Consider the following 26077-nt stretch of genomic DNA (forward strand, 5'->3'; position numbering starts at 1 on the left):
CAAAATTAATTTAGGGCTTGCTTACACCCCACAGTGGCATTCTTTAACGCATCATCTTTATTCAGATCAAAATTAACCCCTAATCCGAATAGACTCATGTGAATGTTGGCCTTGCTGTTATTCAACGCTTTGACTTTAAACTTAACCCCTTTATCACTGTATAGGGTGTTATCAACCAACTTTACCCGATAAGACATGACTTCCTTACGGTCATCCATACACAGCATCCCAATGCCTTGACGGTTCAGACTTAACGCAACTGATGCAGCACCCGCTTCACCGGTCCAACTTCCTGAAAATGGGATCTGTGTTGTACTGAGTTGGTTAAATTGAGCAGGAGACATCGTTGTGATCGAAGTACAACCAACCAAACCCAATACCAAAATCGCGGGTAGTAAAATATTCTTCACAACCATTACCTAAACCGATCAAAATCAAATAATTGTTACCATTTTCCCATATTAAGGCCTTTTTTGATTTGTACCGCATGTATATGACTAGTATTGGAAATGTAAAAAACATTAAATAAATCTGTGATATCACAGTTATATTCAAGTTTTATTCAGAGAGCAAACCAAAACCTCTAATAAAGTATTTAATTCTTTAAAGCAAAATAATCTGAATCAATGCATAAATAATTCATCATCAAAAATAATAAATTTTTCTTGATTTTTAGTTCAATCATCTGTAGATTTTCTTTTTGAGCGAGTAATTCAAATGAATTTCCAATCTATATTTGAAACGTTTCAAACTCTTCCAAATGGAACGGATGCCTACCAACAATTAAAACATCAATGTGAACAAGCCATTGTCGCTGCTGAGCACCCGCTTGAACACAACGCTTTATTCCTCATTTATGGTTTTGCAAAAAACTATGTCCTACTTTATGAAGATCAAGCTGTCACGCCAGTTTTCGCAGACAAAGTTAAAGCACAAATTGTCGCTTATATGCATGAACTCAATGAGGCATTAAGCACGAAAGATGCCAGCAGCATATTAAGCGCCTTAAATCATGTTTCTAAACAATATATTGGAAGCTCTAGAATTTTCTAATCATTTCCGCCCAATATAATATTCAGACTTGTTTTAGTTTTGACATTACTTCTAAACATTTATTAGTTTTAATTTCGCCTATTAAACGTTTTAGAAGTAATGTTAGCTCATGCATTTAAAATCTTGCTCTATACACGATATAATAATTTTTATTGTTATTCTCTCATCTTAGGCCAAAATTAATCGAGCGTGATTTACAATATGCTCTGTCAAAAGCTGTAATGGCTTTGATTGTTGATTCCAATGATGCCAATACAGTGGAATATCAACGCTAATATCAGGCAATAACCCAACCAATACTTCTGCTTTATTTTCAATATTCAGTTGCAGCTCGGGCACCATGCCATAGCCTAACCCCAATTTAATGGCGGTCACAAAAGACTCTGATGATGGAATTAAATGACAAGGATAAGTACCTTTCATCAATCCATAGTTTTTTTCCAGAACATCAAAATGCATACGGTCTTTTTCATTAAAAATAATCGCAGGTGCAGCACGTAAAGTTTCTCGATGAACGCCTTCTGCAAACCATTTCCGTCTAAATTGCGCTGTCGCCATCATTTGATAACGCATCAAACCTAAATATTGCGCACGGCAACCACGCATGGGTTGATCTTCAATTGAAATACAGGCACTTACCGTCCCCTTTTCTAATAATGAATAGGTATGAGACTGGTCATCTGTTCTCAGCTCAATCACAATCTTTTCTTTGAGTAACACATCCTTTAGTGCAGGAAGTAACCATGTTGCTAGAGAGTCTTCATTTGAACCAATCACAGTCTTGAAAAAATGTGATTCTCCTCCACCAATCAAGCCATGAAGTAAGTTTTGTTCTAAACGTCGGATGTGCTGTATGTGTTCGAAGATCTGCTGACCTGCTTGTGTTAAAATACAAGGACGACCCCGAATCAGCAGTAGTTGACCTAATTCTTTTTCAAGTGCTTGCACCCTCAATGTCACTGCTGATGCAGTAATACAAAGTTTGGCGCCTGCTTGTTCGAAGCTTCCATGTTCAGCAACTGCAAAGAAGGCTTCACATTGTTTATTGTCCAGCATAAAGAACCTTAGAAAAATTTAGGAAAATCTAAACAACCTTAATCTTACTAAATTTTAAAAATAAAAAAAGATGATCATAACCAGCACAAAATATCTTTGTCCTGATTGATATAGATCAAACCAGTCTTTTTCTTAAATAGATAATACTGAGTAAAGCAAATGCCAAACCAATAAAGGACGGCGCATAACCAAAAGGCGTTGCCAGCAGCCCAACGATGACAGCCCCCGCTACTGCGCCGCCATAATTAAAAATATTAACACGAGCAATAATTTCATCTCGTCGGCTTTCATCCAAACGACCTACAGCAGAATATGTAAGTGGAACCAAAGCACCTACGGCAACACCAGCCAATGCAAAACCCAAAATAACGGTCACTAATGAATGGCTGATTCCAGACAATACACATCCGAATGCCCCGATCAGGAGTGTAACTAAAGCAATCCATGTCGCTGTTTTAAATTGCAGCAAATAATCAAGACTTAAGCGTGTGAGTAGAATTCCAATTTGATAAGCGGCATACCCTAAAGGAGCAATCGTTGCCGAACTTGCCAAAACATCTTTGAGATAAATTGAACTCCATGTACTGATTGCAGAATCGACAGTGAACACAATTAAAATAATCAGCCCAAAAATAAGAAGTTGTTGATATGGAATCGCTGGCTTATCTTGCAGATGTATATCTGAGGATTGTTTTTGCTGAAATAAGCAGCGCTTAGAGAGTTGCGAGGTGATAAAGGCAATCGCCACTGCAATGCATAATGCTGTCGTTGCTCCAAATGTCGTTGAAACCGTGGCTGACATAATTAATGCCCCTAAAAATGCCGCCGCGGTATAACAAGCAAAGAAACCACCAAATACACTTTTACCAAGCCGTTGTTCCATGATAACTGCTTGCATATTCAGTGCTGCATCTAAACAGCCTAATCCAAGTCCATAAAGCAAAAAACTCGCAATCATGAGGATTACATTTGGACTCAATGCAGCAATTGCTATTCCTATCCCTTCAAAAATAAAGCCAGTCACAACAGCAAGTCGTGAGCCAAGCTTGACTGCGATACGATCAGCTAAAATTGAACCGAGCGCTGCTGCAATGCATACCCCTAGAATAATTAGCGATAACTGATCATCTGAAAGTCTGAATCGACCTTTTATTGTGGGGAGTGCCGTCATTACGGTCGCATAGCCAAGGCCTTGTGTGGCAAAACCAAGTGCAATCACTTTTCGTGTTTTGCTGAGCATCAGATTGTTTTCATTATGAATATTATGATTGAGGTCCATGCCTAACTCACTGCATTATTTTTAAATATTTATCTGGATATTTCCTCGAGCACTTCCTGTGTCGATTGTTTTTAATTTTGATCTAAAACGATTCTGAAAATAAGGGCAATATTTAAAAAATAAGGGGGGTAATTCGGACAACGAGATTAAGCAGCTTTGTTACATCGCCCGACCGCTAAACCTTAAAAAAATTTAGCCAAACCAAAACAATCTTAATTTTACTGACTTTTATAAATAAAAAAAGATAATAGCAAACAGTAAATTTTTAATGGAAAAAAAGCATCTAACACTTGATCTAAGCGTTAGACGAACTGCCTTTGCCTAAGCATATGCACGTTGTTTTCCAGCACAAACCACCCTATATGATTGAGGAACCAAAATATGACTGCATTTTTCTATGGGCTTGGTATTGGCTTTTCTTTAATTTTAGCCATTGGCGCGCAGAATGCTTTTGTTCTAAAACAAGGCTTAAAGCAACAGCATGTTTTTTGGGTGTGTCTGATCTGTGCACTTTCGGATTCTATCTTGATTTATTTAGGGGTCATGGGCTTTTCAAAAATCGTGATTGACTTCCCTTTGATCGTTACCATTGCCAAATACTTTGGTGCTGCTTTTCTATTTTTATATGGACTTCGAAATTTTTACTCAGCCATCAACAATAGCTCATCACTCAACCCCAGTGAAATTGAAAAAGACTCATTGCTTAAAATCATTGGAATGTGCTTGGCCTTCACCTGGCTGAATCCACATGTCTATCTAGACACCGTGATTCTGGTTGGTTCGATTTCAGTTCAGTTTGCAGATCATCTATATTTGTTTGCAGCAGGAACCATACTTTCTTCATGGATTTTCTTTTTCGCTTTAGGCTATGGCGCAAGAGTTTTATTGCCTTGGTTTAAAAAGGCCAGTTCATGGAGAATTCTAGATATTGTTGTTGGACTGATGATGTGGGCGATTGCAACCAAGTTGTTAATCTAAAATACAGAGAAATAAAAAAGCCCTTATTTTCATAAGGGCTTTTTCGTATTTGGCGGAAGCGGTGAGATTCGAACTCACGGAGGACTCACACCCTCGTCGGTTTTCAAGACCGGTGCATTAAACCGCTCTGCCACGCTTCCAATGGCGGCTATCATATAAATAAAAGTTCAACTTGGCAAATCTTTTATTCAAAATAATGCATCAACCGCTCAAAATAAAATCAACACTCTGTAATTTTAAGCATTTTCAGGTTTTTCATAGCGAATTGAGTTGATATACCACAGTTTTTTTCCCAACGGCGTATGCACTTCAACCTCATCATCCACTTGTTTCCCCAGTAAAGCACGCGCCATAGGTGACTCAATCGAAATATGTTGCGGATGATGATCGTAGATTTCATCGACACCAACGAGACGCAATTTTTTTTGTTCCCCTGCATCATTTTCAATTTCCACCCAAGCACCAAAGTAGACCTTCCCCTCCTGCTCAGGTACATAATCGACAATTTTTAATTCTTCTAAACGTTTTCCTAAGTAACGAACCCGACGATCTATTTTTCTAAGTATTTGTTTATTATATTGATAATCAGCATTTTCAGAACGATCACCAAGGCTTGCCGCCCAGTTTACTTTTTTAGTTATTTCAGGACGTTCGTCATGCCAAAGCTTTTTTAGCTCAGCAACCAAAAGGTCATGTCCATTACGTGTAATTAAATTCGATTTCATAAGCCCAAATACGTTAATACAACAGTCCATTTACAAGTTTTTGCATTGTATGCCTTATTTCACCACCACTAAAGTGTATAAATTTTATTCTTTTCCAAATCATAGGTTTGTGATGTAACTCTCAATTTTTTATTGTGCAAAATTTGACATTCTTAGTTTTGCCGCTTAATATGCGCCCCTAAGTTTGTTTTTGTTTATTTTTTATACACTTTGTAAATGTTGTGAAACATTTGTACCATCTTTCCCTTTAACTCAATGTCATTACTGAATGACGTTCATGACTTGCCCACCCTTATTGAATTTATCAACTTTTAAAAGTTAAGGCAGTGTTTTGCTGAACTTTTTGGGCATAAATTACCTGTAGCGGAGACAACATGCACAGTAATTCAAGTTCTGGGTCGAGGCCTAGCCTTAACTCTTTATCTTCCAAACGACCTTTTCAAGCTTTAGCGTTAGGAGTTGCAATCCTTCCTTTCAATAGCTTGAATGCTGAAAAATCACATCAATACAATACGGTTGTGAATACCAACGTTTTAACTGTCGTTGCAGTTGAAAGCCCAACCACAGTCTTTAAAGACGGTCAATTCCAACATGGTTTTGGTTATGATCTCGTGCGTAATTACGCACAAAGCTTAAATGTAAAGCTTGATTTCAAAACCGTTCCTGACAATGCCACGGCATTGAAATGGGTTGCTCAAGGTAAAGCGAACATTGCCATGACAACAGCCAATCTGGCTGCGATTGAAAATAAACAACTGGTTTCATTTTCAGCAAGTTGTGGCGATCAAGCAAGCTTAAGCAAAAATGGTTTAAATCCTCAGTTAAACTGGGTGTTTAAGCAAGCTGATGATCCCCTTACACTCACGGCGAGTGGTTTTATCTGTCAAAGTAAGCAATCGGGTACAACCCAGCAATTGGCCTCATTCTATAACCGCAATGTGGTTAAACCAGAGTCTTGGTCTACGATTCAAAGAGATTTGAAACAACGCTTACCGATTTATAAGGCCAGCTTTAAGCAAAGCGCATCTAAATACAATTTAGATTGGCACTTACTCGCAGCAATTGGCTATCAAGAGTCTTATCTTAAACCAAGCTCAGTTTCTCCCACTGGCGTACGTGGTTTAATGATGTTGACCAACAGCACAGCCAAAGCGATGGGTGTAAGCAATCGCTCAGATCCACTGCAAAGTATTCAAGGTGGTGCAAAGTACTTTGATCTGATGTTAGATCAATTTGGCAATGTGCCTTATCCAGACCGTAACTGGTATGCTTTGGTTGCATACAATATGGGTCCTGGTGCAGTCAGCCAGATTCAGAAACGTATTCGTGCACAAGGCAAAGACCCAAATCAGTGGGTCAATTTATATGACTATTTACAGCGTAACCAAGCTCGAAATGGTCGCTATAAACAAGCCGTACAATATGTGACGCGTATTCGTACCTATTTAGAACATCTCAAGACCAATAGCCGTATTGATGTATAACTGAATAGATATAAAAAAAGCTTACCTCTGGGTAAGCTTTTTTTATTCAGGAAGAATTAAGCAGTAAGCTCAAGTACTTTCTTGAATAAATCTTTTTGCTCTTGGCTTGGCTTCGCTGTTTGTAAAGCCATAAGTTGAGACATATCGCCTTGCACTTTGATTTTACCAGTCATGAATGCTTGCATCGCAGCAGCCATATCAAATTCCAAGAATACTTTACGTAAAGTTTCAGCATCCATGTTCAAAGTTGTTTTAGCATTTGAAGATAAACCCTTTTGGATTTTACCCGCATCTAAAGCCAACTCTGTATTACCAGCTGCATCTGTTACAACCAAGTTAATCGCTAAATTCGCAAGTGCTGGTGGCAAGTTTAAATCACCTGCTTCAGCAGTAAGTTTTTCAACAGTTGCAAACCAATCATCAGTTAAAAATGCAGCCATGATTATTCCTCAAATGTATTTGTTCAATTTCTTGTGCCATCTATCCAGACGACATCTCATGAAGCAATTTGCTCGTGCCCTGTTATAGCATGTAATTTTTATTTTAGGCTATGATTTTTTGTACGCGTGATTCAATTTTTAAAATTTTGATAAAAAAAAGGTACTTAACAAGTACCTTTTCAAAAACTTTTACACTTTACTCAGCTGCAAAACTGAGATTGACCACATCTAAGCGATTTTTCAACTCTTCTGGGTCTTTCATATCAAACTCACGTTGAGCATCCAACGCTTCAAAATCGAATAGCTCACGATCCGCCAATTGCGATGGAGACACATTCTGTAAGGCACCAAAAATACTGTGTAAACGTTTTGGATGCTGCTTATCCCATTCACGCAACATGTCATTAATAATGGCGCGTTGTAAGTTTTCTTGTGAGCCACACAAGTTACACGGAATAATCGGGAACTGGCGTAAATCCGCATATTTGATAATGTCTTTCTCTTCGACATAAGCCAAAGGACGAATCAGAATATTCTTTTTATCCGATGAAAGTAATTTTGGCGGCATCGCCTTCAAACTACCACCATGGAATAAGTTCAAGAAAAACGTTGCCATGATGTCATCACGGTGATGACCTAATGCAACCTTGGTTGCACCAATTTCTTGAGCGAAGCCATACAGCGAACCACGGCGTAAACGAGAGCATACTGCACAGTAGGTCTTGCCTTCAGGTGTTAAGCGCTTGGTAATGGTATAAGTATCTTTTTCAAGAATGTAATATGGAATATTGTTCTCTTCCATATAGCGCGGCAAGATATCTTCTGGGAAGCCCGGTTGCTTTTGATCCAGATTCACAGCCACAACATCAAAATTGATGGGTGCAATCCGTTTAAACTGCAGCAAGATATCCAATAAGGTATAGCTGTCTTTACCGCCAGACACACAAACCATGACCTTATCACCGTCTTCGATCATGTTGTAATCACGAATTGCATGCCCAACCTGACGACGAAGCTTTTTCAACAGGCGATAATACGCTGAACTTGTCGGAAGTTCTGGCTTGAAATTAAATCCTTGGTTGGATTCCACTGGCGCGTACATAGACGTGATTTACTCATAAACAAAAATACCCGCAAGATTTTATCTCATTCCGAAAAAATGCGCATCTAAAGAATTTTTCAATTTCTTCCAATCGTCATATTTGAGTTTCATACTGGTAAAATTCTGATCAAAAAAATTCAGATTCGCCTGGATTGCTTATATTTCAAACTTTTCCACAGTTGTCCACAAAAGCTGTGGATAAATTTGTGGATTTCTTCGCTATTGACAAACTCTTTTTATCTTAAAATAAGGCTTCTGATTAGATTGATCATTTTTTAACCAATGATTTTATAAAAATAAAATCAATGACTTAGATAAGTCAAGACTTAGTTTTTAAAAAAAATATTTTAATTTTTTTTGCTGAACATTCGAACAAAATGACTTGATTTTTGTCTAACAGTCGAAAATAAAAAAATTGTAGCGAAAGTTCTTTTTTTACTTTTTTTTGTTACACTGCTGTAAAGAACTTATGCTCATCCTTTCGTGAATATTATAATGATGAACAAAACAACATATTTTTTTACCCTTTGCTTGGGGATAATCGGTTTTTTTAATGGCGTAGCTCCAAGCTATGCTGGGCAGACGATTTATCAATTTAAAGACAACAATGGTACAACGCTGCTGACCAATAAGAAGAAAGCAGAATATAGCCATTTAAAAGTGGTGAAAGCAACCTACTATCCCGACAGTAATATCCATAGTTATAGTAACTGGGGTGCGAGTGAGGCTTCAGTGCTTCCGAGCTATAGCCGTAATAAAAATGCATTTGATCCATTGATTCGCCAAGCGGCACAGCAACATGGTGTCTCTGAGGGATTAATTAAAGCCGTGATGCATACGGAATCTGGCTTTAATATCAATGCCCGCTCTCCAGTAGGAGCGCAAGGTTTAATGCAACTGATGCCAGCGACTGCACGTCGCTTTAATGTGAATAATGCCTATGACCCACAACAAAATATTTTTGCTGGTGCAAAATATTTAAGTTGGTTACTTAAACGGTTTAATGGCAATACGCAACTTGCAATCGCCGCATATAACGCAGGTGAAGGCAATGTCGATAAATATGGTGGCATTCCTCCATTTCGTGAAACCCAAGACTATGTGCGTCGTGTCACTAGCCGTTATCAAAATCTATATGCATCAAGTATCGGCTCATCTTCATCGAGCGCCGCGACACAAGTGATTGCACAATCTGCCAATTACACCACGCCATCCACCGAAGCTGTAGAAGTTGCACCAGCACCAAAACAATATAATCGCCAAATTATTACTCTTGCCGATGGTACCTTTACCGATGCACCATCAGGTACCTATACCACCACCAATGCCACTGCTTCTGCCAGAATACGCCTCAGTGATTGACAATTCAGGCCAACGATTCTCACAGAATGATTTTACCTGATATTTTTTAGACAAAATTTCATTTAAGTCACTGTTTCATAGCCAATTCATCGTTTTATAGGCTAAATGTATCTGCGCCCACTTTTTGCTTGAATTTTTACAATTCGCCCTGCATATTAGCGTTATGATTTATAATTTATAAATCAGATCACTTTTTCTTTATAAGAGGGTTTTCTCAATGATGCGGATTGGTTTGTTCTTGCTAACCAACCTCGCGGTACTGGTTGTAGCTGGCATTATCTTGTCACTCTTCGGTGTCGGTAGTTACCATGGCGCAGGGGGCTTGAATCTAGGCAACCTTTTAGTCATCTGTTTTGTCTTTGGTATGGTGGGTTCTATTATTTCCCTGTTCATGTCGAAGTGGATGGCTAAAAAAACCACTGGGACAGAATTAATTGACCCAAATGCACCCCGTAGTCAAGCAGAAGCTTGGTTATTACAAGAAGTGGCGCAATTATCTCAACGTGCAGGTATTAACATGCCTGAAGTGGGTATTTTCCCTTCTTACCAATCCAATGCATTTGCGACAGGTTGGAATAAAAATGACGCATTAGTAGCTGTTTCAACTGGCTTACTTGAGCGTATGAACAAAGATGAACTTCGTGCAGTACTCGCGCACGAAATCGGTCACGTTGCAAACGGTGACATGGTGACCCTTGCGCTGATTCAAGGTGTAGTGAACGCCTTTGTCATGTTCTTTGCACGTATTGCAGGTGACTTCATCGACCGTAATGTATTTGGTCGTGAAGAAGGTGAAGCACCAGGCCTTGCTTATTTTGCCATTACCATCGTACTCGACATCGTATTCGGTATTATGGCCTCTGCCATCGTGATGTGGTTCTCTCGTCAACGTGAATATCGTGCAGATGAAGCCGGCGCACGTTTAGCAGGTAAACAAGCAATGATCTCTGCTCTACTTCGTTTACAAGCAGAATCAGAAATGCCAGATCAAATGCCAAAAGAAATGAAAGCATTTGCGATTGCGGAAGGTAAGGAACAAGGCTTTAGCTTAGCTGCTTTATTCCAAACTCACCCTACCATTGAACAACGTGTTGCTGCATTACAGCAATTAAATGTTCAATAATCAGTATCAGATACATAATAAAGCCTCCATCACGGAGGCTTTATTTTTACTTAAAAATCTAGTGTGCTTGGAAAGATTGATAAAACTGCCACAGATAACTGAAACCGGCCCAGACCGCGACAACCAATAACATAAGGACTGCAATTCCCAACAAATCTGGGATACGTAACCAAATCCAGCTCACGATCGGATTACGCCAAAATGCCGAGCTTTTTTGCTTCTGTTCAAGTGATTCATGTAAGAATGGATGGACCACATGAATATCACTGTGCACTTGATATTCCTCACGGATATGCGCATGTACAATTTCAAGCGTCTTGCGACTCGGACGAATAAATACGTCAAATAAGGTGCCGACAATCGGTACAAAACCGACCAACATATCCATAATTGCCAGTTTGACCACACCCTTCAGTTTATGCTGTGGTACACCGACCTCCCTCGCCTTTTTAAACGCATACAGCGTTAAAATAAAACCTGCGATATCGCCTGCAAAAGGAATGGTGCTCAGTGCAGCATCGGCTCCAACACCTTGTTTGGTGAACGGAATCCGAACCAAACTGTCCATGGTGTTGGCAAACTTTGCTAAATCACGTTCGACAGCAATCGCTTGCTGCTGAGTTAATTTTTTTTGTTGTGTTGGAGCCGTCATTCACTCAACCTAAAAACCATGTTTATGCTTGAGAATAAAGCAGATTTTCGATTTTGTCGGTACAATTATTATTACCAATCAGAATAAAATCATCGAGGCGATAAATAAATACACCAACACACCTGTCGCATCACAAATTGAGGTGACCAACGGCGCGGAAGCACTGGCAGGATCAAGTCCAGCTTTGTTTAAAATAAACGGTAAACTCATTCCGATCAAACAGCCCATCAATACAATGCCCATCATGCTCAGCGCCAGTACCAGCGCCACCATTTCATCGCCACGGAAATAACCCAGTAATGACACTGCAACCGCCATGGTGCCACCTAAGCACAGTGCAACTAAACTTTCACGTCCGAGTAAATAAAACCAGTCTTTGAATTGCACATCACCCGTTGCTAAGGCTCGGACCATCAATGTTGAAGACTGAGAACCTGCATTGCCTCCACTTCCCACCAATAACGGCAAAAAGAAAACCAATACCAGATTTTTCGCAATAACATCTTCATAGTGGGCAATACCAATCCCTGACAACAAGCTACCAAACACCAAGAAAACCAACCAAAAAACACGCTTCTGATAAAGTTGCAAAATGGGTGCCGACTTAATACTGAGTTTAGATGATGCATTGACCGCACCGACTTTTAAGAAGTCTTCTGTTGCTTCTTCGCTGGCCACGTCCATCGCATCATCATAGGTCACGATCCCGACCATCATGTTTTGATGATCGATAATCGGCAGCGCTAATAAATCATAACGTGCAATGGTTTTTGCCACTTCATCTTGGTCGGTATCCACATAAGCGGTTAAGACATTGGTTTCCATGAGCTCATTAATATTTTGCTCTTCAGGTGCAAGTATCAATTGCTTTAAAGATAAAACTCCGAGAATTTTGCGTGCTTCATCCAACACATAAGCGAAATAAATCATTTCCGTATCGGGGGCTTCGAGGCGCAACATTCTGATTGCATCCATGACCGTCATATTCGGTTTTAAGGTCGCATATTCGGAGCTCATGATTGCCCCTGCCGTGCCCTCTAAATAGGATGACAGTTGACGAATATCTTCTCTCTCGGCCTGTGCTAGGGCTGGTAATAGCGCATTTTGTTGCTCTTCATCTAAACACTTAAACACGTCAGCGCGTTTGTCCGATGACATTTCTCCAATAATCTCTGCCAGAATATTTCTGGGCATCGCTTGAGCCAATTTGACTTGTTCATTGGGTGGAAGATAGGAAAATACGTAGGCTCGATCAGGTAAATGCGTGAGCAGTAATTGACTTTGTTCAGCCGAGAGCTGTGTCAAAACATCTGCAATATCGACGGCTTGAAATGTTTCAACTGATGCAAGTGCCAATTCAATATGATTATTTTTAAGTGCGTCGCTTAATAAATATAAAAAGTTGTTGTAGCTCATATTCGCCTCTTCACTACAAAGTATCTGCAATGAAGGACTAAACGCAGCGTATTATTTTACGATCGAATAGAAAACTTCATTCAGATTTTGATTAATATAAAAATGTGTAATTTGAAATAAACTACAACTCTGCGTGTCCATTTAGGGAATCAAACCTCATTAGGCCGCTTATACGGCACGGCAATACTACAAATATTTTTTTATATTCTCAACTTAGACAACAAAAATGAACAATTCGAACCTTTATTAGAGGAACGAATTCTTCATGTCTGCCACTAATTTATAGTGCTCTTATTTAGCCAACTCAACCTTATCTTTAGGCTTAAACAAGGTTCTGACCAGTACATACATAAATGGAATAAAGATCAGCACCAGAATCGTACCAAATACAACTCCACCAAACACACTATAGCCAATCGCTTGTCGGCTCAATGCGCCCGCACCACTGGAGAACATCAATGGAATCACACCTGCACCAAATGCAATTGAAGTCATTAAAATTGGTCTGAGGCGAAGCCCAGCTGCATGTAATGCAGCCTCTAATGCTGTTCGGCCTTGCTGCTGTAAACTTGCTGCAAACTCAACCATCAAAATCGCATTCTTACAAGACAGGCCAATGGTGGTCAGCAATGCAATCTGGAAATAAATATCGTTGGCAAAACCAAACCAATAACTAAATAGAATGGTTCCTCCAATCCCAAGTGGAATCGCGGCCATGACCACTGAAGGAATCGACCAGCTTTCATACAGCGCTGCAAGACAGAGGAAAATAAAGGCTACAGACACCAGATATAACCAGATTGCCTGATTACTGGATTCCTGTTCTTGATAAGACAATCCACTCCATTCCAAACCGACATCAGGCATTTGATCCACCAGACCACGAATGGCCTGCATCCCCTGCCCACTACTAAAGCCATTGGCTGCATCTGCTTCCAAGCTGATGGCAGGATAGCCCATAAAGCGTTCTAACATCGGTGGCGCACCTTGCCACGCAATCTGACTAAATTGCGAGAAGGGTACCATCTGCCCATTGGCATTTTTGACATACCAGTAATTCAGGTCTTCTGGCTTAGAGCGATACGGTGCATCACCCTGTAAATAGACCCGTTTAATACGCCCACGATCAATAAAATCATTGATATAGCTGCCACTCCACGCTGTCGAGAGTGTGCGGTTAATTTCACTGACATTAAGACCATGAATCATCGCAGCTTTATGATCAATCTTGATATTCAATACGGCCTGATCATCATTGCCTTTTTTATCAAGGTTTTCGACCGAAGGTAGTGCATTCCCTTGTTGCTGCAAACTTCGGAAAGAGTTCAATAAACTTTCTCGACCCAAGCCTTTGGTATCCTGTAGCCAAAACTCCATTTTGTCAGAGTTCCCGAGCCCACGAATCACCGAAGGCATCAGTACCATAATACGTGCTTGATTATTTTGGGAGAAATACTTCATTGCACGCGCACGAATTTGCTGTGCGCTATTTTCTGAACCTTTACGATCATTCCAATGTTTAAGCGATACAAAGGCCTGACCCAAATTCTGTCCTGTACCTGAAAAGTTACGCCCATGAATCACCATGACCCCATTCAGGTTGGCCTTTTCATGTTCAAGGAAATAATCTGAAATTTGTTTCCCAACCTCTTCGGTCTTGCTCATCGGTGTTCCTTCCGGTAAACGGAATTGAACCCCTAACAAGCCTTGATCTTCTTGAGGTAAGAAGCTGGTTGGCAGATCACGATAAACCCAAATAAAACTACCGATCAACAGTACAATACCCAATAGAGAAATGGTTTTTAAGTTAATGACTTTTTGTGAAACATTGAGATAACGCGTTTTAATATAGTCCAAACCCTGATTGAACTTGATCGCCCAACGCGCCTGTTTCTGCTGAGGCTTTAATAAAATCGCACATAAGGCTGGGGTTAGGATCAAAGCCACCAGCAATGAAAGTCCCATCGCGACCACAAGCGTAATCGAGAACTGGCGGTAAATAATCCCTGTTGCACCACTAAAGAAAGACATTGGAATAAATACGGCGGTCAGTACCAAAGTAATCCCGACCAAGGCACCACTGATCTCATGCATGGACTGAATTGAGGCTTGCTTGGCACTGAGTTGCTGTTCATGCATCAGCCGCTCAACGTTTTCCACCACCACAATCGCGTCATCGACTAACAAACCAATCGCCAACACCATCGCAAACAAAGTCAATGTATTGATGCTCATCCCTAAAACCGCTAAAACGGCGAAAGTTCCGAGAATTACCACTGGCACGGTAACCGCCGGAATTAAAGTAGCCCGCCAGTTTTGCAGGAAGATAAACATCACCAAGACAACCAAACCAATTGCTTCGATCAGGGTTGATACCACTTGCGACATGGATTCTTTTACGAAAGGCGTATCATCTCGTGGATAGACCACAAAATAGCCTTCAGGTAGCGCTTTTTCTAAGCGTGCCACTTCCTTATACACTGCATCGGCAACTTGCATCACATTGGCCCCGACCGTCAAGGACAGTGAAAGCCCCGATGCAGGATAACCATTTAGACGGTTAAACACCTGATAGTTTTCAGCACCGACTTCGACACGAGCGACATCTTTTAAGTAAACAAAGCTGCCATCTGTATTGGCTTTGACAATGATATTTTCAAACTGTTCTGGTGTTCGTAATAAAGAACCCGAGGTGACTTTGGCATTTAAATATTGATCTTGAGCGGCAGGTAAATCCCCAATCGCACCTGCTGCTACCTGTGCATTCTGGTTTTCCAAGGCAGTGCGCACTTCACTGACTTGTAATTGATAACGTTCTAAGCGTTGTGGATCGAGCCAAATACGCATGGCATATTGCGATCCGAATACACTGACCTCGCCAATCCCTTCGATTCGACTGAGATTTAACTCAAAGTTATTGGTTAAATAATCTGAAATATCTAAATTGGTTGAACGCCCTGATTTATCTCCCAGACCGATCACCATAAATGAATCACTCAGCGACTTGCGAACATTGACGCCTTGTCGTTGTACATCTTCGGGTAAGCGGTTAATCGCGCCATTAATCGCATTTTGTACCTGAACCTGTGCTTGATCTGGATCTGTACCTTGATCAAAGAACAGACTGATTCGGCTATTACCACTGGCATCACTGCTGGAGTTGAAATACAGCAGATGATCAATGCCTTTAATTTGTTGTTCTAAGACTTGGGTAACACTGTCTTCAACCGCTTGTGCATCTGCACCACTATAATTTGCCGCAACAGTAATTCGTGGTGGCGCAATATCGGGATAACGCTCCACCGGTAACTTTAGAATTGAAAAGAGACCCACAGCCATGACGATGATAGCCAGTACACCGGCAAAGATCGGGCGATGAATAAAAAACTTAGATAACATGGCTGTTTATTCCATTCTAGAAACAGTCAATTTTTCAAAAAGATAGAGAGAATACGAGTACGTTCAAACTATGATCATTACCGAGCTTCCAGGCAAACACCATCCCTATTAACATATCATTTCAAAAAGCAGAAATTGAGGAGAAATAATGGATTTTGAGACACTTCTGCATAACTTCATGCACGATCTTTGCACCAATTTAACAGTTTAGCTGTGCTAATTAATTTAATTTACTGTGCAATCAAATACTTCTTAATTTAGAATTGACACACTCTCCCGTTAAACCGATATTAGCCGCTTAACTTTTCTCCCTCACAGTACTAGGCATATATGAAGGCCAGCTTAAAAAACTTGAATATTCTGCTGCTGATTTTGCTGCCTGCATTCATTACAGGCGGCTTGCTGATTGCCGCAGGTAATTTATCTGATGGTTTAAGGCTCGGCTTTTTATCTCTCCCTGGTGTTTTGTTTATTTATTTGGCAATTACGCGCCAAAAAACATATTGGTATATCCTGACCATTGCTTGGTGGTTTATTGCTTGGTTAGACGCCTTGCTACGTTCAAGTACCTGGTTTTTATTTAATAGTGATAATGAAGCCTATTTTGTTATTGAAGCGATAGCCAATACCAATCATCAAGAAATTTGGGGATTCTTACAACTGCATCTGGTCACGATTGCTGCAGTAATTTTTGCTTTACTCAGTGTGTTGACTATCTATAGTTTTTCTGTATTTAAACTGGTTCAGCCTGCCCATTTTAGTCAACTCTGGCAGAGTCGCATTTATCGCAGTTGTGTTATTTTATTGATGTTACTGACCGTGACCAGCTATTTGATGAAACCTTCACGAAAAGTCCACCCCATTATTTTTTGGACTGAGTTTGAGACTAAAATTGAAGATTTCCAAAATAGAATTAAGCAACATAAAGATGTCCATCAGCAATGGGATGTCAGTGCTAAACAAAATCTCGCACTGACCCAACAAGCAGTAGGCAAACAAACCCATGTACTGGTACTTTCTGAAAGCCTAACCAGTTTGAATCTAGGGGTGTGTGGTTATGCACGCGATACCACACCTGAATTAGCCAAACGACTGGCTGACATCAAAGTATTCTGTAATGCCTTCTCACCATCACCATCTACGATTAATGCATTACGGGTCTTGTTGACCGAAAGTCCGGCTTCTGAACATGATAAATATTCGCCTGAGAGTGTGCTGGCTTACGCACGTGCTGCAGGATATAAAATTTATTGGCTCAGTAACCAAGATGATACTTATCTGTCTTCTTTATTTGGTTCCTATGCCGATAAAGCGGTTTATAAAAATACCCGCTCTGGACGGAGTAGTACCTCTTTAGATGAAAGCTTATTGCCTGATTATCAGCAAGCACTTGCAGATCCTGATCCCAAGAAGTTAATTATTCTTCATCTGATTGGTGCACACCCGAATTATAAAGAGCGCTATTCTGCCGCCTTCAATAAATTCAGCAGTGAAAGTAATGATAGTGTAGAAACAGAACTGAAGAATCGAGATATTGACCCTTGGATTCGTTCCTTACGTAATGATTATGATAATGCCGTGTTATATGAAGATTCTCTGCTAGCACAATTTTTAGATACATTGAAAGCCGATACAGTCCCAGATTTTAGATCATTCACCGTTGTATCAGATCACGGCAATGAAGTGGGACATGAGATTGACTATGCTGGACATAGTCCCAATACCAAAGCAGGCTATCAGGTTCCGGTGATCATGTGGGCAGATAAAATGCTCGCCACTGGTGTCAATAAAGACAGAACCATCAATACCGCCGAACTTGATAATAACCTGATGCATATTATGGGACTGAAAGATAAATCATCGCCAAAACAGTCTTATTGGCAAGATGAAAATTATCAATTCACACCAGAAATCAATTGGCCGTATTGGAAGCATAAATCCTAAAATCATGATTAGACATCCAGTTGTGAGCAATCCTGCGACTGGATATTTGCTATAAATCACACAGACATTTTAAAATTCTTGATAATTTCATAAAAGCATCATGCAACTGTCATTGATTTGATAACTTTCGCTTTCAAACTAGCCGCTTAAATAAAAACTGATGAGTTTGTTCATGTTAAAAAAAGCTGCGCTTTGTCTCTGCCTGCTCAGTCTTGCAGGCTGTAATGATGACAATAATAATCAAAGTAAGACCACGCCACCTGAATATCAATTGCCAAAAATTTTAGTGATTGGACATCGTGGTGCCAGTGCACTTCGACCAGAACATACCCTCGCCTCTTATCAAAAAGCCATAGATGACGGCGCTGATTTTATTGAACCCGACTTGGTTTCAACCAAAGATGGTGTCTTGATCGCACGCCATGAAAATGAAATTGGTGGGACCACCAATGTTTCCACCCTACCTCAATTTGCAGATCGTAAAAAAACGAAAGTCATTGATGGGGTCACTTTAGAAGGTTGGTTTACCGAAGACTTCACTTTAAAAGAGTTACAGCAACTCAAAGCCCGTGAACGTATTCCACAATTCCGACCAGACAACCAGAAGTATAATGATCTCTATGCTATTCCAACCTTAGAACAAATCATTGAACTGGCAGAAGCACATTATAAAAAAACAGGCAAAATCATTGGTCTATATATTGAAACTAAACATCCGACCTACTTCCAGCAACAGAATTTGGCGATGGAAGATGCTTTACTAAAAACCTTATCCAAGTATCAATACAGCCGAGATATTGCGCCTATTTATTTACAGTCGTTTGAAGTTGGAAATTTAAAATACTTAAAGAACCAACTCGACTTACACAAGAGTGTGAAGCATGCACAATTAATTCAGCTCTACGATGCACCAGAAGCAAGACCGGCAGATTATGTTGTGCAAAACAACCCTAAAACCTATGCGGATTTGGCAACAGCACAGGGTCTTAAAGATGTTTCGGCTTACGCCAATGGTGTCGGTCCATGGAAAGTTTATGTCTTTAAAGATGCCGCAATGACACAGACCACCTCTTTTATTGCAGATGCACATAAAGTCAATTTAAAAGTACACCCTTATACCTTCCGTCCAGAAAACAACTTCCTACCCGATACACTAAAATGTAGTGCTGATGTTGCAAAAGCAGCTGAGCGTTGCAGCACAGGGTCCATTAAAGAAATGCAGCTTTATTTTAAAGCGGGGGTCGATGGCGTATTTACCGATGATCCAGCTTTAGGCCGTCAAGCTGTACAGACCTATCAAGCAACGACGAAATAAGACTTAAATACACAATAACAAGGGCAGCTCAGCTGCCCTTGTATTTATAGTTGAAATTGTTGTTTTTGTTTGACCTGTTGCCATTGCCACCAACCATAGGCCGCCAATCCAACAAAAGCCGCATAGAGTCCCGCGGTCAGGAAAACCTCTTTGTAAATAAACATACCGACATAGATGATGTTGACAAAAATCCAGAGAATCCAAGTGGCAATATGCTTACGGCTGGTCCAATAGGTTGCAAGTAAACTAAATGCCACCAATTGTGAATCTAACATCGGTACAGCAGCATCGGTAAAGTGTTTAAGAATCAAGCCAAACAACAGACCAAAAATCAGCGCCAAGCACATTTGCGCCAATACAGTGCTCTTGGCAATCGGTTCAATCCGAATATCATGGTCTTGACGTTTGCCTTTAAGCCAGTAATAGAATCCATAAACATTCATCGCAATAAAGAAAAATTGCAGGATCGTTTCGCCATATAACTTGATGGTAAAGAAAAAATAGGCATACAAACTACACGCCAGAAAGTTAAACCACCAACACCACATATTGCGTCGAATGGTCAAGGTCACACCAATCAGACTAATCACTACCGCAAAAATTTCAAAGGCAGACAAGAGCAAACTTCTTTCAGGATTTGATGGCAACATTATGGAAAAATCTGCAATTTTAGCAATGCCCAATTGTTTATTTACTTTGCTTATATTTTTATCTTTATTTGAGAAAACGACTATTTTTTCACCCAAAGCCTATGTTATAAAAATCTAAAGCTTATTTCAGAATATTGATATGTTCAGCAACAAAGTGTCTTTCGCACCCGTCATCGTGATTTCGCATGCTATTTCTGCCCATGCAGCATGGCGACGTGTCTGCATTTTTATGCGAGGAGACTTTGTACTGCTTCATCCGATGACCCCTTAAAAAAGCATCATTTGAATCCCAAGGTCGCCTCAATAGCGACCTTTTTTATTGCCTAAATTTTTTAACCCCATCTAGCGTTTTTATAACAGGAGTCTCAACATGAGCCAGTTACCCGAAAAGAATTTTATATCCAGCACACAGATGCAGCCGGCTGTGGCCCTCGTTTCCCCTCGCCTTGCCACAGTCGGTCAATTTATTGCAGTCGTGCTGATTTGGTCATTCACACCTTTGGCCGCAGTTTTGACTGTGCACGAAATTCATTGGGCTTGGGGACTGTTTTTCCGCTTTAGTATCGCCATTCCTTTGGCGTGGATTTGCCTGTTTTATTTTCGACAAAAACTTATTTTGACGCCTCAGGCTTTGATCAGCTATAGCGCAGGTGCGGTTGGCTTATTTGGCTCTATGACCTTCTGCTATATGGGCGCAACCCGTGTTTCATCGGGTATGATTTCGATTATTTATGGTACGGCACCGCTCTGGTCAGGTTTGATTGCCGTGTTTATTCTAAAACGCGAACATTTTTTAAAACGTCAATGGTACGGACTCTCACTGGCAATTTTTGGCTTGTCTCTGACACTCGGTATTGGTGCTGACCATATTCAGCTGGATTTGGTCGGGGTGTTATATGAAATCATTGCAGTTCTACTCTATGTACTTTCAATGTTTAGTGTTGCCAAAGTTGGCGCCGAGATTCACCCTATTGTCCAAACTACAGGTTCAACTTTGGTTTCATGGTTTGGCTATCTGTGTTTACTGCCTTTTTTTCTCGCTGAGGCACCAACGCAGTTCCCGAGTCTGCAAACCAGTTTGGCCCTGCTGTATAGCGCCTTATTTTCTTCTGTGCTGGCCATGATTTTTTACTTTCATTTAATTCAAAAACTCAACCCAACTACAGTGATGCTGATCACCATTCTGACGCCTGTGTTTGCAACTTGTTGGGGCTTTTTGTTCAATCATGAGCCTCTCAGTTCACATCTGATCATGGGGCTAATGCTGCTGTGTTTCGGTCTGTTTCTTTATGCCTATCGCAACCGACCTCGCCCACAATAAATATGCAAACGGATCGGTCAGGTAACACCTCCGATCCGTGATAGTATCTATTGATCGGCTCAAGTACACTATCCTAACGCTCTGCGTGACATCTCAAAGATTTGTTCAAGGATGAAATAATCGATGCGTTCTTACGTTTTATGGCTTTGCTGTAGTCTGGTATTGGTGTTACAGGGTTGTGTACATGCGACGACACAGCCCAATTCAATAACGCTTAAAACCACAGAACTCAAGCAGCGCTATTATCAAGCCAAAACCACTGCAGCTGATGGCACGGTACTCGCGTTTACCGTGTATCAACCCCATTTAACATCCAGTCAAACAGCTCCATTACTTTTACATACCCATGGCTTTGGTCTGTCTCGAATGAAACGGCCTGAACTCAGTTTATATGGTTTTCTTTTGCCAACAGGGCAAGTGGCAAAAACCGCTTGGCAGAATGGTTATTGGGTAATTAGCTATGACCAACGTGGGCATGGAGACAGTCAGGGTAAAATTCGTCTGACTGATCCAGAAAAAGAAGCGCAAGATGTCATCACCATTATGAACTGGGCAGAAAAAAACCTGCCGCAACTAACCAAAAATCAAAACGGCGTCCGTACCGGTATGATTGGTGAATCCTATGCGGGCGGAGTGCAATATCTAGCTTCAGCTTTAGATCCACGCTTACAGGCGATTGTACCGATTACCACGTGGTATGACATTGTGCATAGCCTCGCCCCCAATGGCGTGCCTAAAAGTAACTGGATTGCTTTCCTCAATCTAATAGGTGACTGGTGGAATTGGAATAAATTTGATCCTGAATTGAAACAGGCCTATCTGGATACGCAGCAAGGTCAATTAAAGCAATCGACTTATGATTTTCTCAACACCCATCAAGCCAGCTGGTTTTGCAGTCACAATCAAGCCCCTCAGGCAGATGCCTTAATTATTCAAGGCTTCAGAGATGTGCTCTTTCCTTTTAATGAAGGAATTAAAGCAGCTCAATGTATCCAACAGGCGCAACATGAAGTGCATTTGATTGGGGTACAAGGCGGCCATTTACAGCCCTTTACCCAGCACTCTCCCTTAGGCACTACCCCTTTTTGGTATATTGGCAAATCGGTTCGCTGTGGCAATCAACAGCAGTACAATCTACAAAAAACCATTTTGACTTGGTTTAACCAGAAGCTAAAAGATCAACCATCAGCCGAATCATTACCTGAATTATGTGTCGATCAAAGCCCTGTCAATCATTTTGCCGATCTTAAACCTGTAACCAGCTACGATCTGAAAAAAACATGGATCGCACCGACAGCAAGCCAAGCGGTATTTATACCGATTCACACAGCACAGCAATCAGCATCGATGGCAGGTTCGCCAGTTATTTCCTTAAATATGGAAACAACGCCTGAATATGCAGATGCAACCTTATTTATCTCAGTTGCGATCAAATCAAAGATAACAGGGAAATATACGATTTTAAATGATCAAACTGTGCCGTTTAATCCAGCGAAGAAGAAAAGTTACGATCAGATTCGATTGGGTTTAGCGGCTCAAAATAGCAAAACACAAAGCATCGAATTACCGAGTGTGTATGGACAACTCAATAAGGGAGATACGCTAGGCTTATTGATCAATAGCGAAAGTCTGTATTATCAAAAAATACAACAGCCTAAAATTGAAGCATGGATTTCAGGGCAAATTGTGTTACCAAAACTTTGGCATGGAGCAGCTGCGAATTAATTGTTGTTATTATAAAAACCAACGAGAGTGAAATTTACCACTCTCGATTGGCAATCAATTCTTCCATTTCAACATCTAGGTAGCCGACATCTTGCACCACCATCATCATCGCTTCAGCAATATAATCTGCAGCGGTGTCATCCAAGCTTGATTCCAAATCTTCAAACTGCGGCTTCATTTCGTTAATTTCAATCATAGTCTGATGTGCATAACGATAGATTTCCGTTTCAGATAGATCGGTACGACTGACCTTTTTTGAAAACTGCTGGATATGCTGTTTCACTTCGGCAACGAGAATATCGGGATAATATTCATCGTCAAACATGGGGAGGAGTAAATTTTCAAACATAAAAAATAATATGCCAATAAAACGCCATGCTTATAACATAATTTAGCCAAAATCACGATATTAAGTCATAAAAAAAGCGGTTTTTTCTAACCGCTTTTTTTAAATGATGTTTAATCTTTTTTCGCACTCAGACTTTTGGCAATTTTCGCAAGTTCGACAAACTCCTCACGCATTTGATAGGGATCAGGCTTGGCAGATTGTTGTGCCAACTGAATAATTTGATCCCAGCCCATGGCACCGTTATATTGTCCCCCTTTTAACTGCTGGGCATAAGATGCCACCGCAATGGCAAAACGGGTATCATTATTGGCCTGTGCAAGGGTTTTACTTTCAGCTTTCACCGCTTGATTGAGCAAAATACTTTTTTCTTGGTTTGGTAATTTATAGCGCAAGTTTACAAAAGCATATTCAGACTTTTTTGCTGTATCTGTTTTCGAAGATTCCTGATAACGTGAATCATTGAGCCAACCTTGCTGACCAACTGGAATGATTTCATAAATTGCTGTGACATTATGGCCTGCCCCAATATCGCCGGCATCAACTTTATCATTATTGAAATCTTCCTGCTTTAGCATCCGATTTTCATAACCGACTAGGCGATATTCTTTCACCGTTGCAGGGTTAAATTCCACCTGAATTTTGACATCCTGAGCAACGGTTGCCAATGTCGAGGAAAGCTGACGCTGTACTACTTTTTTCGCTTCATTCTTATTGTCGATATAACTGTAATTACCATCCCCAGCATCTGCCAGTTGTTCCATCAGCTGCTCATTATAGTTACCTGTACCAAAACCTAAAGTCGTTAACGAGATCCCGCTTTTTCGTTTCTCAGCAACCATGCCTTTTAAGGTATTGAAGTCAGTGATGCCTACATTAAAGTCACCATCTGTCGCCAATAAAATTCGGTTAATTCCGTTTTTCACTAAAGCTTTTTCAGCTTGTTTATAGGCCAGTTGAATCGCTTGTTCACCCGCGGTTGCTCCGCTTGCCTGCAAGGCATTAATCACGGCTAAAATCTTGTCTTTTTCATTTCCAGACGTTGGCTCTAAAACCAGTTTTTCACCGCTGGCATAAGTAATAATGGTGACTTTGTCTTGAGGACGTAATTGCTCGGTGAGTAAACGCAGGGTTTGTTTGACTAAAGGTAACTTATCAGGCGCATCCATACTACCTGAGACATCCACCAAAAATACCAGATTGGCAGGAGGTAATTGTTTGGTGGTGAGATCTTTAGCCTGAATACCAATCTTAATCAGCTTGGCATTTTCCTTCCAAGGCGAATCTACAGTTTCCGTGGTGACAGAAAATGGATGAATGCTATTCGGCTGTGGATATTGATAATCAAAATAATTGATCATCTCCTCAGCACGAACCGCATCAACAGGTGGCAAACGACCATCATTCAAAAAACGGCGGGTATTGGTATAACTACCCGTATCCACATCAATACTAAAAGTTGAAACAGCTTGATCCGCCACGCGATGAACTGGATTGACCTCATTTTTTTGGTATTTTTCAGTATTTTGCTCTAACCGTGGTCTCTCCATCGTTGGCATCACTGCAATATAAGATGCAGGTGCAATCATTTTACGCGTCTGAGCCAAGCCTTGATTTGACTGGGTAATCGGTGACGGCGATACAGGCATCGTTGTTTCAATCATCACTTGGTCATTCTGTTTGACATGACTACTACAAGCCATGATCATACAACTGAGCAAACTTAGTGTTAATATTTTTGTGGATTGGTGCATGCTTAAATTCCTAAATTCTATTTTGTCTTTTCAAATGAAGGTGATATTCAAAGATTGTATGCAAAAAAAGAAAGATACATGGTATTTGTATGTATCTTTCCTTCGATCTATTTAATTTAGAGGAGCTTGGCTCAATTCAAGACTGAAACACTATTCAATCGCATAATTAATGGTGACCACCACACGGGCAATTTTATTAATGGTGGCTTTGTCATAAGCGCCCCCATAATCACTGTCATCGTCAGAACCACTTTCAGGCAGAATATAAAATGCACCTTGACTGGCTGAACGCATCATCCCAACCTTTACCCCACCGACTTTGGCAAACTCATTGGCTCGGCTATAGGCATTTTTGGTGGCATTGGCAATCAAGGACATTTTGATTTCTTCTAAATTCGACACCAGATATTCAGGTTTTTGCTCAATCGCAATGCCTTTTTCATCCAGTAAATAGGCATCTTTTGCCGCCTGTTCTATTTTCTTGATATCTCGACTGCTGATCACCAAAGATTGCAAGGCGATATAACCTTTAAACTCCCGCTTGGTGCGTCCTTCACCCGTATCGACTTCCTCATAATAAGAATCAGAACGCTTATTCCCGAGTTGCATATCCGCTGCTTTAAAACCATGTTCAACAAAGAAGGCCTGTAATGCTTTCATTTGTTGATCAAGTAATTGATAGGCTTCTGGAATCGTGTCAGAAGTGTGGTTGGTTTGTAAGTTGATTTCCCAACGTGCAGAATCGGCTTGAATCGGCTTTTCAGCTAAGCCTTTGACTGTAATTGAATTTTTTGTGCTATTAAACTGTTTAAGCGCATAACCCATCACACCGGCAGAAACAATGAAACCAAGACTCAGAATCAGGGCAAACACCCATAAACTTTTATATGTGATTGTTTTATTTTCCATTTTTAATATTACTCATCTTCATTATACATTTGTTATATTTAATC

The 26077-nt window shown here is 40.5% G+C and carries 22 protein-coding genes and 1 tRNA gene; 9 read left to right on the top strand and 14 right to left on the bottom strand.

Annotated elements, in window-relative coordinates:
• Window positions 1-5: 5 nt before the first annotated feature.
• Window positions 6-416: a J517_1871 family lipoprotein gene (locus tag A7P54_RS08335; protein WP_004801512.1), complete on the bottom strand. Its 411-nt coding sequence runs from the start codon at window positions 414-416 to the stop codon at window positions 6-8.
• Between the two features lie 301 nt (window positions 417-717).
• Between A7P54_RS08335 and A7P54_RS08340 the strand changes: the two genes are divergently transcribed.
• On the top strand, window positions 718-1053 hold the full coding sequence (locus tag A7P54_RS08340) for a hypothetical protein (RefSeq protein ID WP_171549287.1): 336 nt from the start codon (window positions 718-720) through the stop codon (window positions 1051-1053).
• Window positions 1054-1221: 168 nt separating this feature from the next.
• Here the strand turns inward: A7P54_RS08340 and A7P54_RS08345 are convergent, their stop codons facing one another.
• Both A7P54_RS08345 and A7P54_RS08350 read right to left on the bottom strand, forming a co-directional pair.
• Window positions 1222-2109 carry an ArgP/LysG family DNA-binding transcriptional regulator gene (locus A7P54_RS08345; RefSeq protein WP_171549288.1) on the bottom strand — a complete coding sequence of 296 codons (888 nt, stop codon included), beginning with the start codon at window positions 2107-2109 and terminating at the stop codon, window positions 1222-1224.
• Window positions 2110-2224: 115 nt separating this feature from the next.
• Window positions 2225-3388 carry an MFS transporter gene (locus tag A7P54_RS08350; RefSeq protein WP_171549289.1) on the bottom strand — a complete coding sequence of 388 codons (1164 nt, stop codon included), beginning with the start codon at window positions 3386-3388 and terminating at the stop codon, window positions 2225-2227.
• A gap of 381 nt (window positions 3389-3769) precedes the next feature.
• On the opposite strand from A7P54_RS08350, the gene A7P54_RS08355 reads away from it, so the two are divergent.
• Entirely contained in the window at window positions 3770-4366 is a 597-nt protein-coding gene (locus A7P54_RS08355; protein ID WP_171549290.1) for a LysE/ArgO family amino acid transporter, read from the top strand.
• 50 nt (window positions 4367-4416) lie between these two features.
• On the opposite strand, the gene A7P54_RS08360 is transcribed toward A7P54_RS08355, so the two are convergent.
• Window positions 4417-4506 (bottom strand) — tRNA-Ser (locus tag A7P54_RS08360).
• Window positions 4507-4602: 96 nt separating this feature from the next.
• Window positions 4603-5091: a transcription elongation factor GreB gene (gene greB, locus A7P54_RS08365; protein ID WP_005184373.1), complete on the bottom strand. Its 489-nt coding sequence runs from the start codon at window positions 5089-5091 to the stop codon at window positions 4603-4605.
• Between the two features lie 374 nt (window positions 5092-5465).
• On the opposite strand from greB, the gene A7P54_RS08370 reads away from it, so the two are divergent.
• Window positions 5466-6575 carry a transglycosylase SLT domain-containing protein gene (locus A7P54_RS08370; RefSeq protein ID WP_171549291.1) on the top strand — a complete coding sequence of 370 codons (1110 nt, stop codon included), beginning with the start codon at window positions 5466-5468 and terminating at the stop codon, window positions 6573-6575.
• A 56-nt stretch (window positions 6576-6631) separates the two neighbouring features.
• On the opposite strand, the gene A7P54_RS08375 is transcribed toward A7P54_RS08370, so the two are convergent.
• Both A7P54_RS08375 and ttcA read right to left on the bottom strand, forming a co-directional pair.
• A complete protein-coding gene (locus tag A7P54_RS08375) occupies window positions 6632-7015 on the bottom strand; it encodes an SCP2 sterol-binding domain-containing protein (protein WP_004801562.1) in 384 nt (127 codons plus the stop codon).
• Window positions 7016-7211: 196 nt separating this feature from the next.
• Window positions 7212-8117 carry a tRNA 2-thiocytidine(32) synthetase TtcA gene (gene ttcA / locus A7P54_RS08380; RefSeq protein WP_004801563.1) on the bottom strand — a complete coding sequence of 302 codons (906 nt, stop codon included), beginning with the start codon at window positions 8115-8117 and terminating at the stop codon, window positions 7212-7214.
• Window positions 8118-8615: 498 nt separating this feature from the next.
• On the opposite strand from ttcA, the gene A7P54_RS08385 reads away from it, so the two are divergent.
• Together A7P54_RS08385 and htpX are read left to right on the top strand one after the other, a co-directional pair.
• Window positions 8616-9479, top strand: a complete 864-nt coding sequence (locus A7P54_RS08385; RefSeq protein WP_171549292.1) for a lytic transglycosylase domain-containing protein — start codon at window positions 8616-8618, stop codon at window positions 9477-9479.
• A gap of 217 nt (window positions 9480-9696) precedes the next feature.
• Window positions 9697-10602 carry a protease HtpX gene (gene htpX, locus A7P54_RS08390; protein WP_004801567.1) on the top strand — a complete coding sequence of 302 codons (906 nt, stop codon included), beginning with the start codon at window positions 9697-9699 and terminating at the stop codon, window positions 10600-10602.
• Window positions 10603-10660: 58 nt separating this feature from the next.
• Here the strand turns inward: htpX and A7P54_RS08395 are convergent, their stop codons facing one another.
• The 3 genes from A7P54_RS08395 to A7P54_RS08405 form a co-directional block, all read right to left on the bottom strand.
• Window positions 10661-11254 (bottom strand): DUF4112 domain-containing protein, encoded by a 594-nt coding sequence (locus tag A7P54_RS08395; protein WP_005202019.1) that lies wholly within the window; start codon window positions 11252-11254, stop codon window positions 10661-10663.
• A 78-nt stretch (window positions 11255-11332) separates the two neighbouring features.
• On the bottom strand, window positions 11333-12670 hold the full coding sequence (gene mgtE, locus A7P54_RS08400; protein ID WP_004801570.1) for a magnesium transporter: 1338 nt from the start codon (window positions 12668-12670) through the stop codon (window positions 11333-11335).
• A 291-nt stretch (window positions 12671-12961) separates the two neighbouring features.
• Entirely contained in the window at window positions 12962-16069 is a 3108-nt protein-coding gene (locus tag A7P54_RS08405) for an efflux RND transporter permease subunit (RefSeq protein WP_004801574.1), read from the bottom strand.
• A gap of 330 nt (window positions 16070-16399) precedes the next feature.
• On the opposite strand from A7P54_RS08405, the gene A7P54_RS08410 reads away from it, so the two are divergent.
• Both A7P54_RS08410 and A7P54_RS08415 read left to right on the top strand, forming a co-directional pair.
• Window positions 16400-18013: a phosphoethanolamine transferase gene (locus tag A7P54_RS08410; RefSeq protein WP_171549293.1), complete on the top strand. Its 1614-nt coding sequence runs from the start codon at window positions 16400-16402 to the stop codon at window positions 18011-18013.
• A gap of 172 nt (window positions 18014-18185) precedes the next feature.
• Window positions 18186-19328 carry a glycerophosphodiester phosphodiesterase gene (locus A7P54_RS08415; RefSeq protein ID WP_171549294.1) on the top strand — a complete coding sequence of 381 codons (1143 nt, stop codon included), beginning with the start codon at window positions 18186-18188 and terminating at the stop codon, window positions 19326-19328.
• A 44-nt stretch (window positions 19329-19372) separates the two neighbouring features.
• On the opposite strand, the gene pnuC is transcribed toward A7P54_RS08415, so the two are convergent.
• A complete protein-coding gene (pnuC, locus tag A7P54_RS08420) occupies window positions 19373-19945 on the bottom strand; it encodes a nicotinamide riboside transporter PnuC (protein ID WP_171066399.1) in 573 nt (190 codons plus the stop codon).
• Between the two features lie 403 nt (window positions 19946-20348).
• On the opposite strand from pnuC, the gene A7P54_RS08425 reads away from it, so the two are divergent.
• Both A7P54_RS08425 and A7P54_RS08430 read left to right on the top strand, forming a co-directional pair.
• Window positions 20349-21299, top strand: a complete 951-nt coding sequence (locus A7P54_RS08425; RefSeq protein WP_171549295.1) for a DMT family transporter — start codon at window positions 20349-20351, stop codon at window positions 21297-21299.
• Window positions 21300-21422: 123 nt separating this feature from the next.
• Entirely contained in the window at window positions 21423-23024 is a 1602-nt protein-coding gene (locus tag A7P54_RS08430) for a CocE/NonD family hydrolase (RefSeq protein WP_171549296.1), read from the top strand.
• Window positions 23025-23058: 34 nt separating this feature from the next.
• On the opposite strand, the gene A7P54_RS08435 is transcribed toward A7P54_RS08430, so the two are convergent.
• From A7P54_RS08435 to A7P54_RS08445, 3 genes are all read right to left on the bottom strand, one after another.
• Window positions 23059-23373, bottom strand: coding sequence for a DUF5713 family protein (locus A7P54_RS08435; protein WP_004801585.1), 315 nt, complete (start codon window positions 23371-23373; stop codon window positions 23059-23061).
• Between the two features lie 110 nt (window positions 23374-23483).
• Window positions 23484-25124, bottom strand: coding sequence for a VWA domain-containing protein (locus tag A7P54_RS08440; protein WP_171549297.1), 1641 nt, complete (start codon window positions 25122-25124; stop codon window positions 23484-23486).
• Between the two features lie 150 nt (window positions 25125-25274).
• A complete protein-coding gene (locus A7P54_RS08445; RefSeq protein WP_016543042.1) occupies window positions 25275-26033 on the bottom strand; it encodes an SIMPL domain-containing protein in 759 nt (252 codons plus the stop codon).
• Between the last annotated feature and the right edge of the window lie 44 nt (window positions 26034-26077).

Origin of the sequence: Acinetobacter sp. Ac_3412 (genome assembly GCF_013072675.1) — a bacterium.
Taxonomy (GTDB): Bacteria; Pseudomonadota; Gammaproteobacteria; order Pseudomonadales; family Moraxellaceae; genus Acinetobacter; species Acinetobacter higginsii.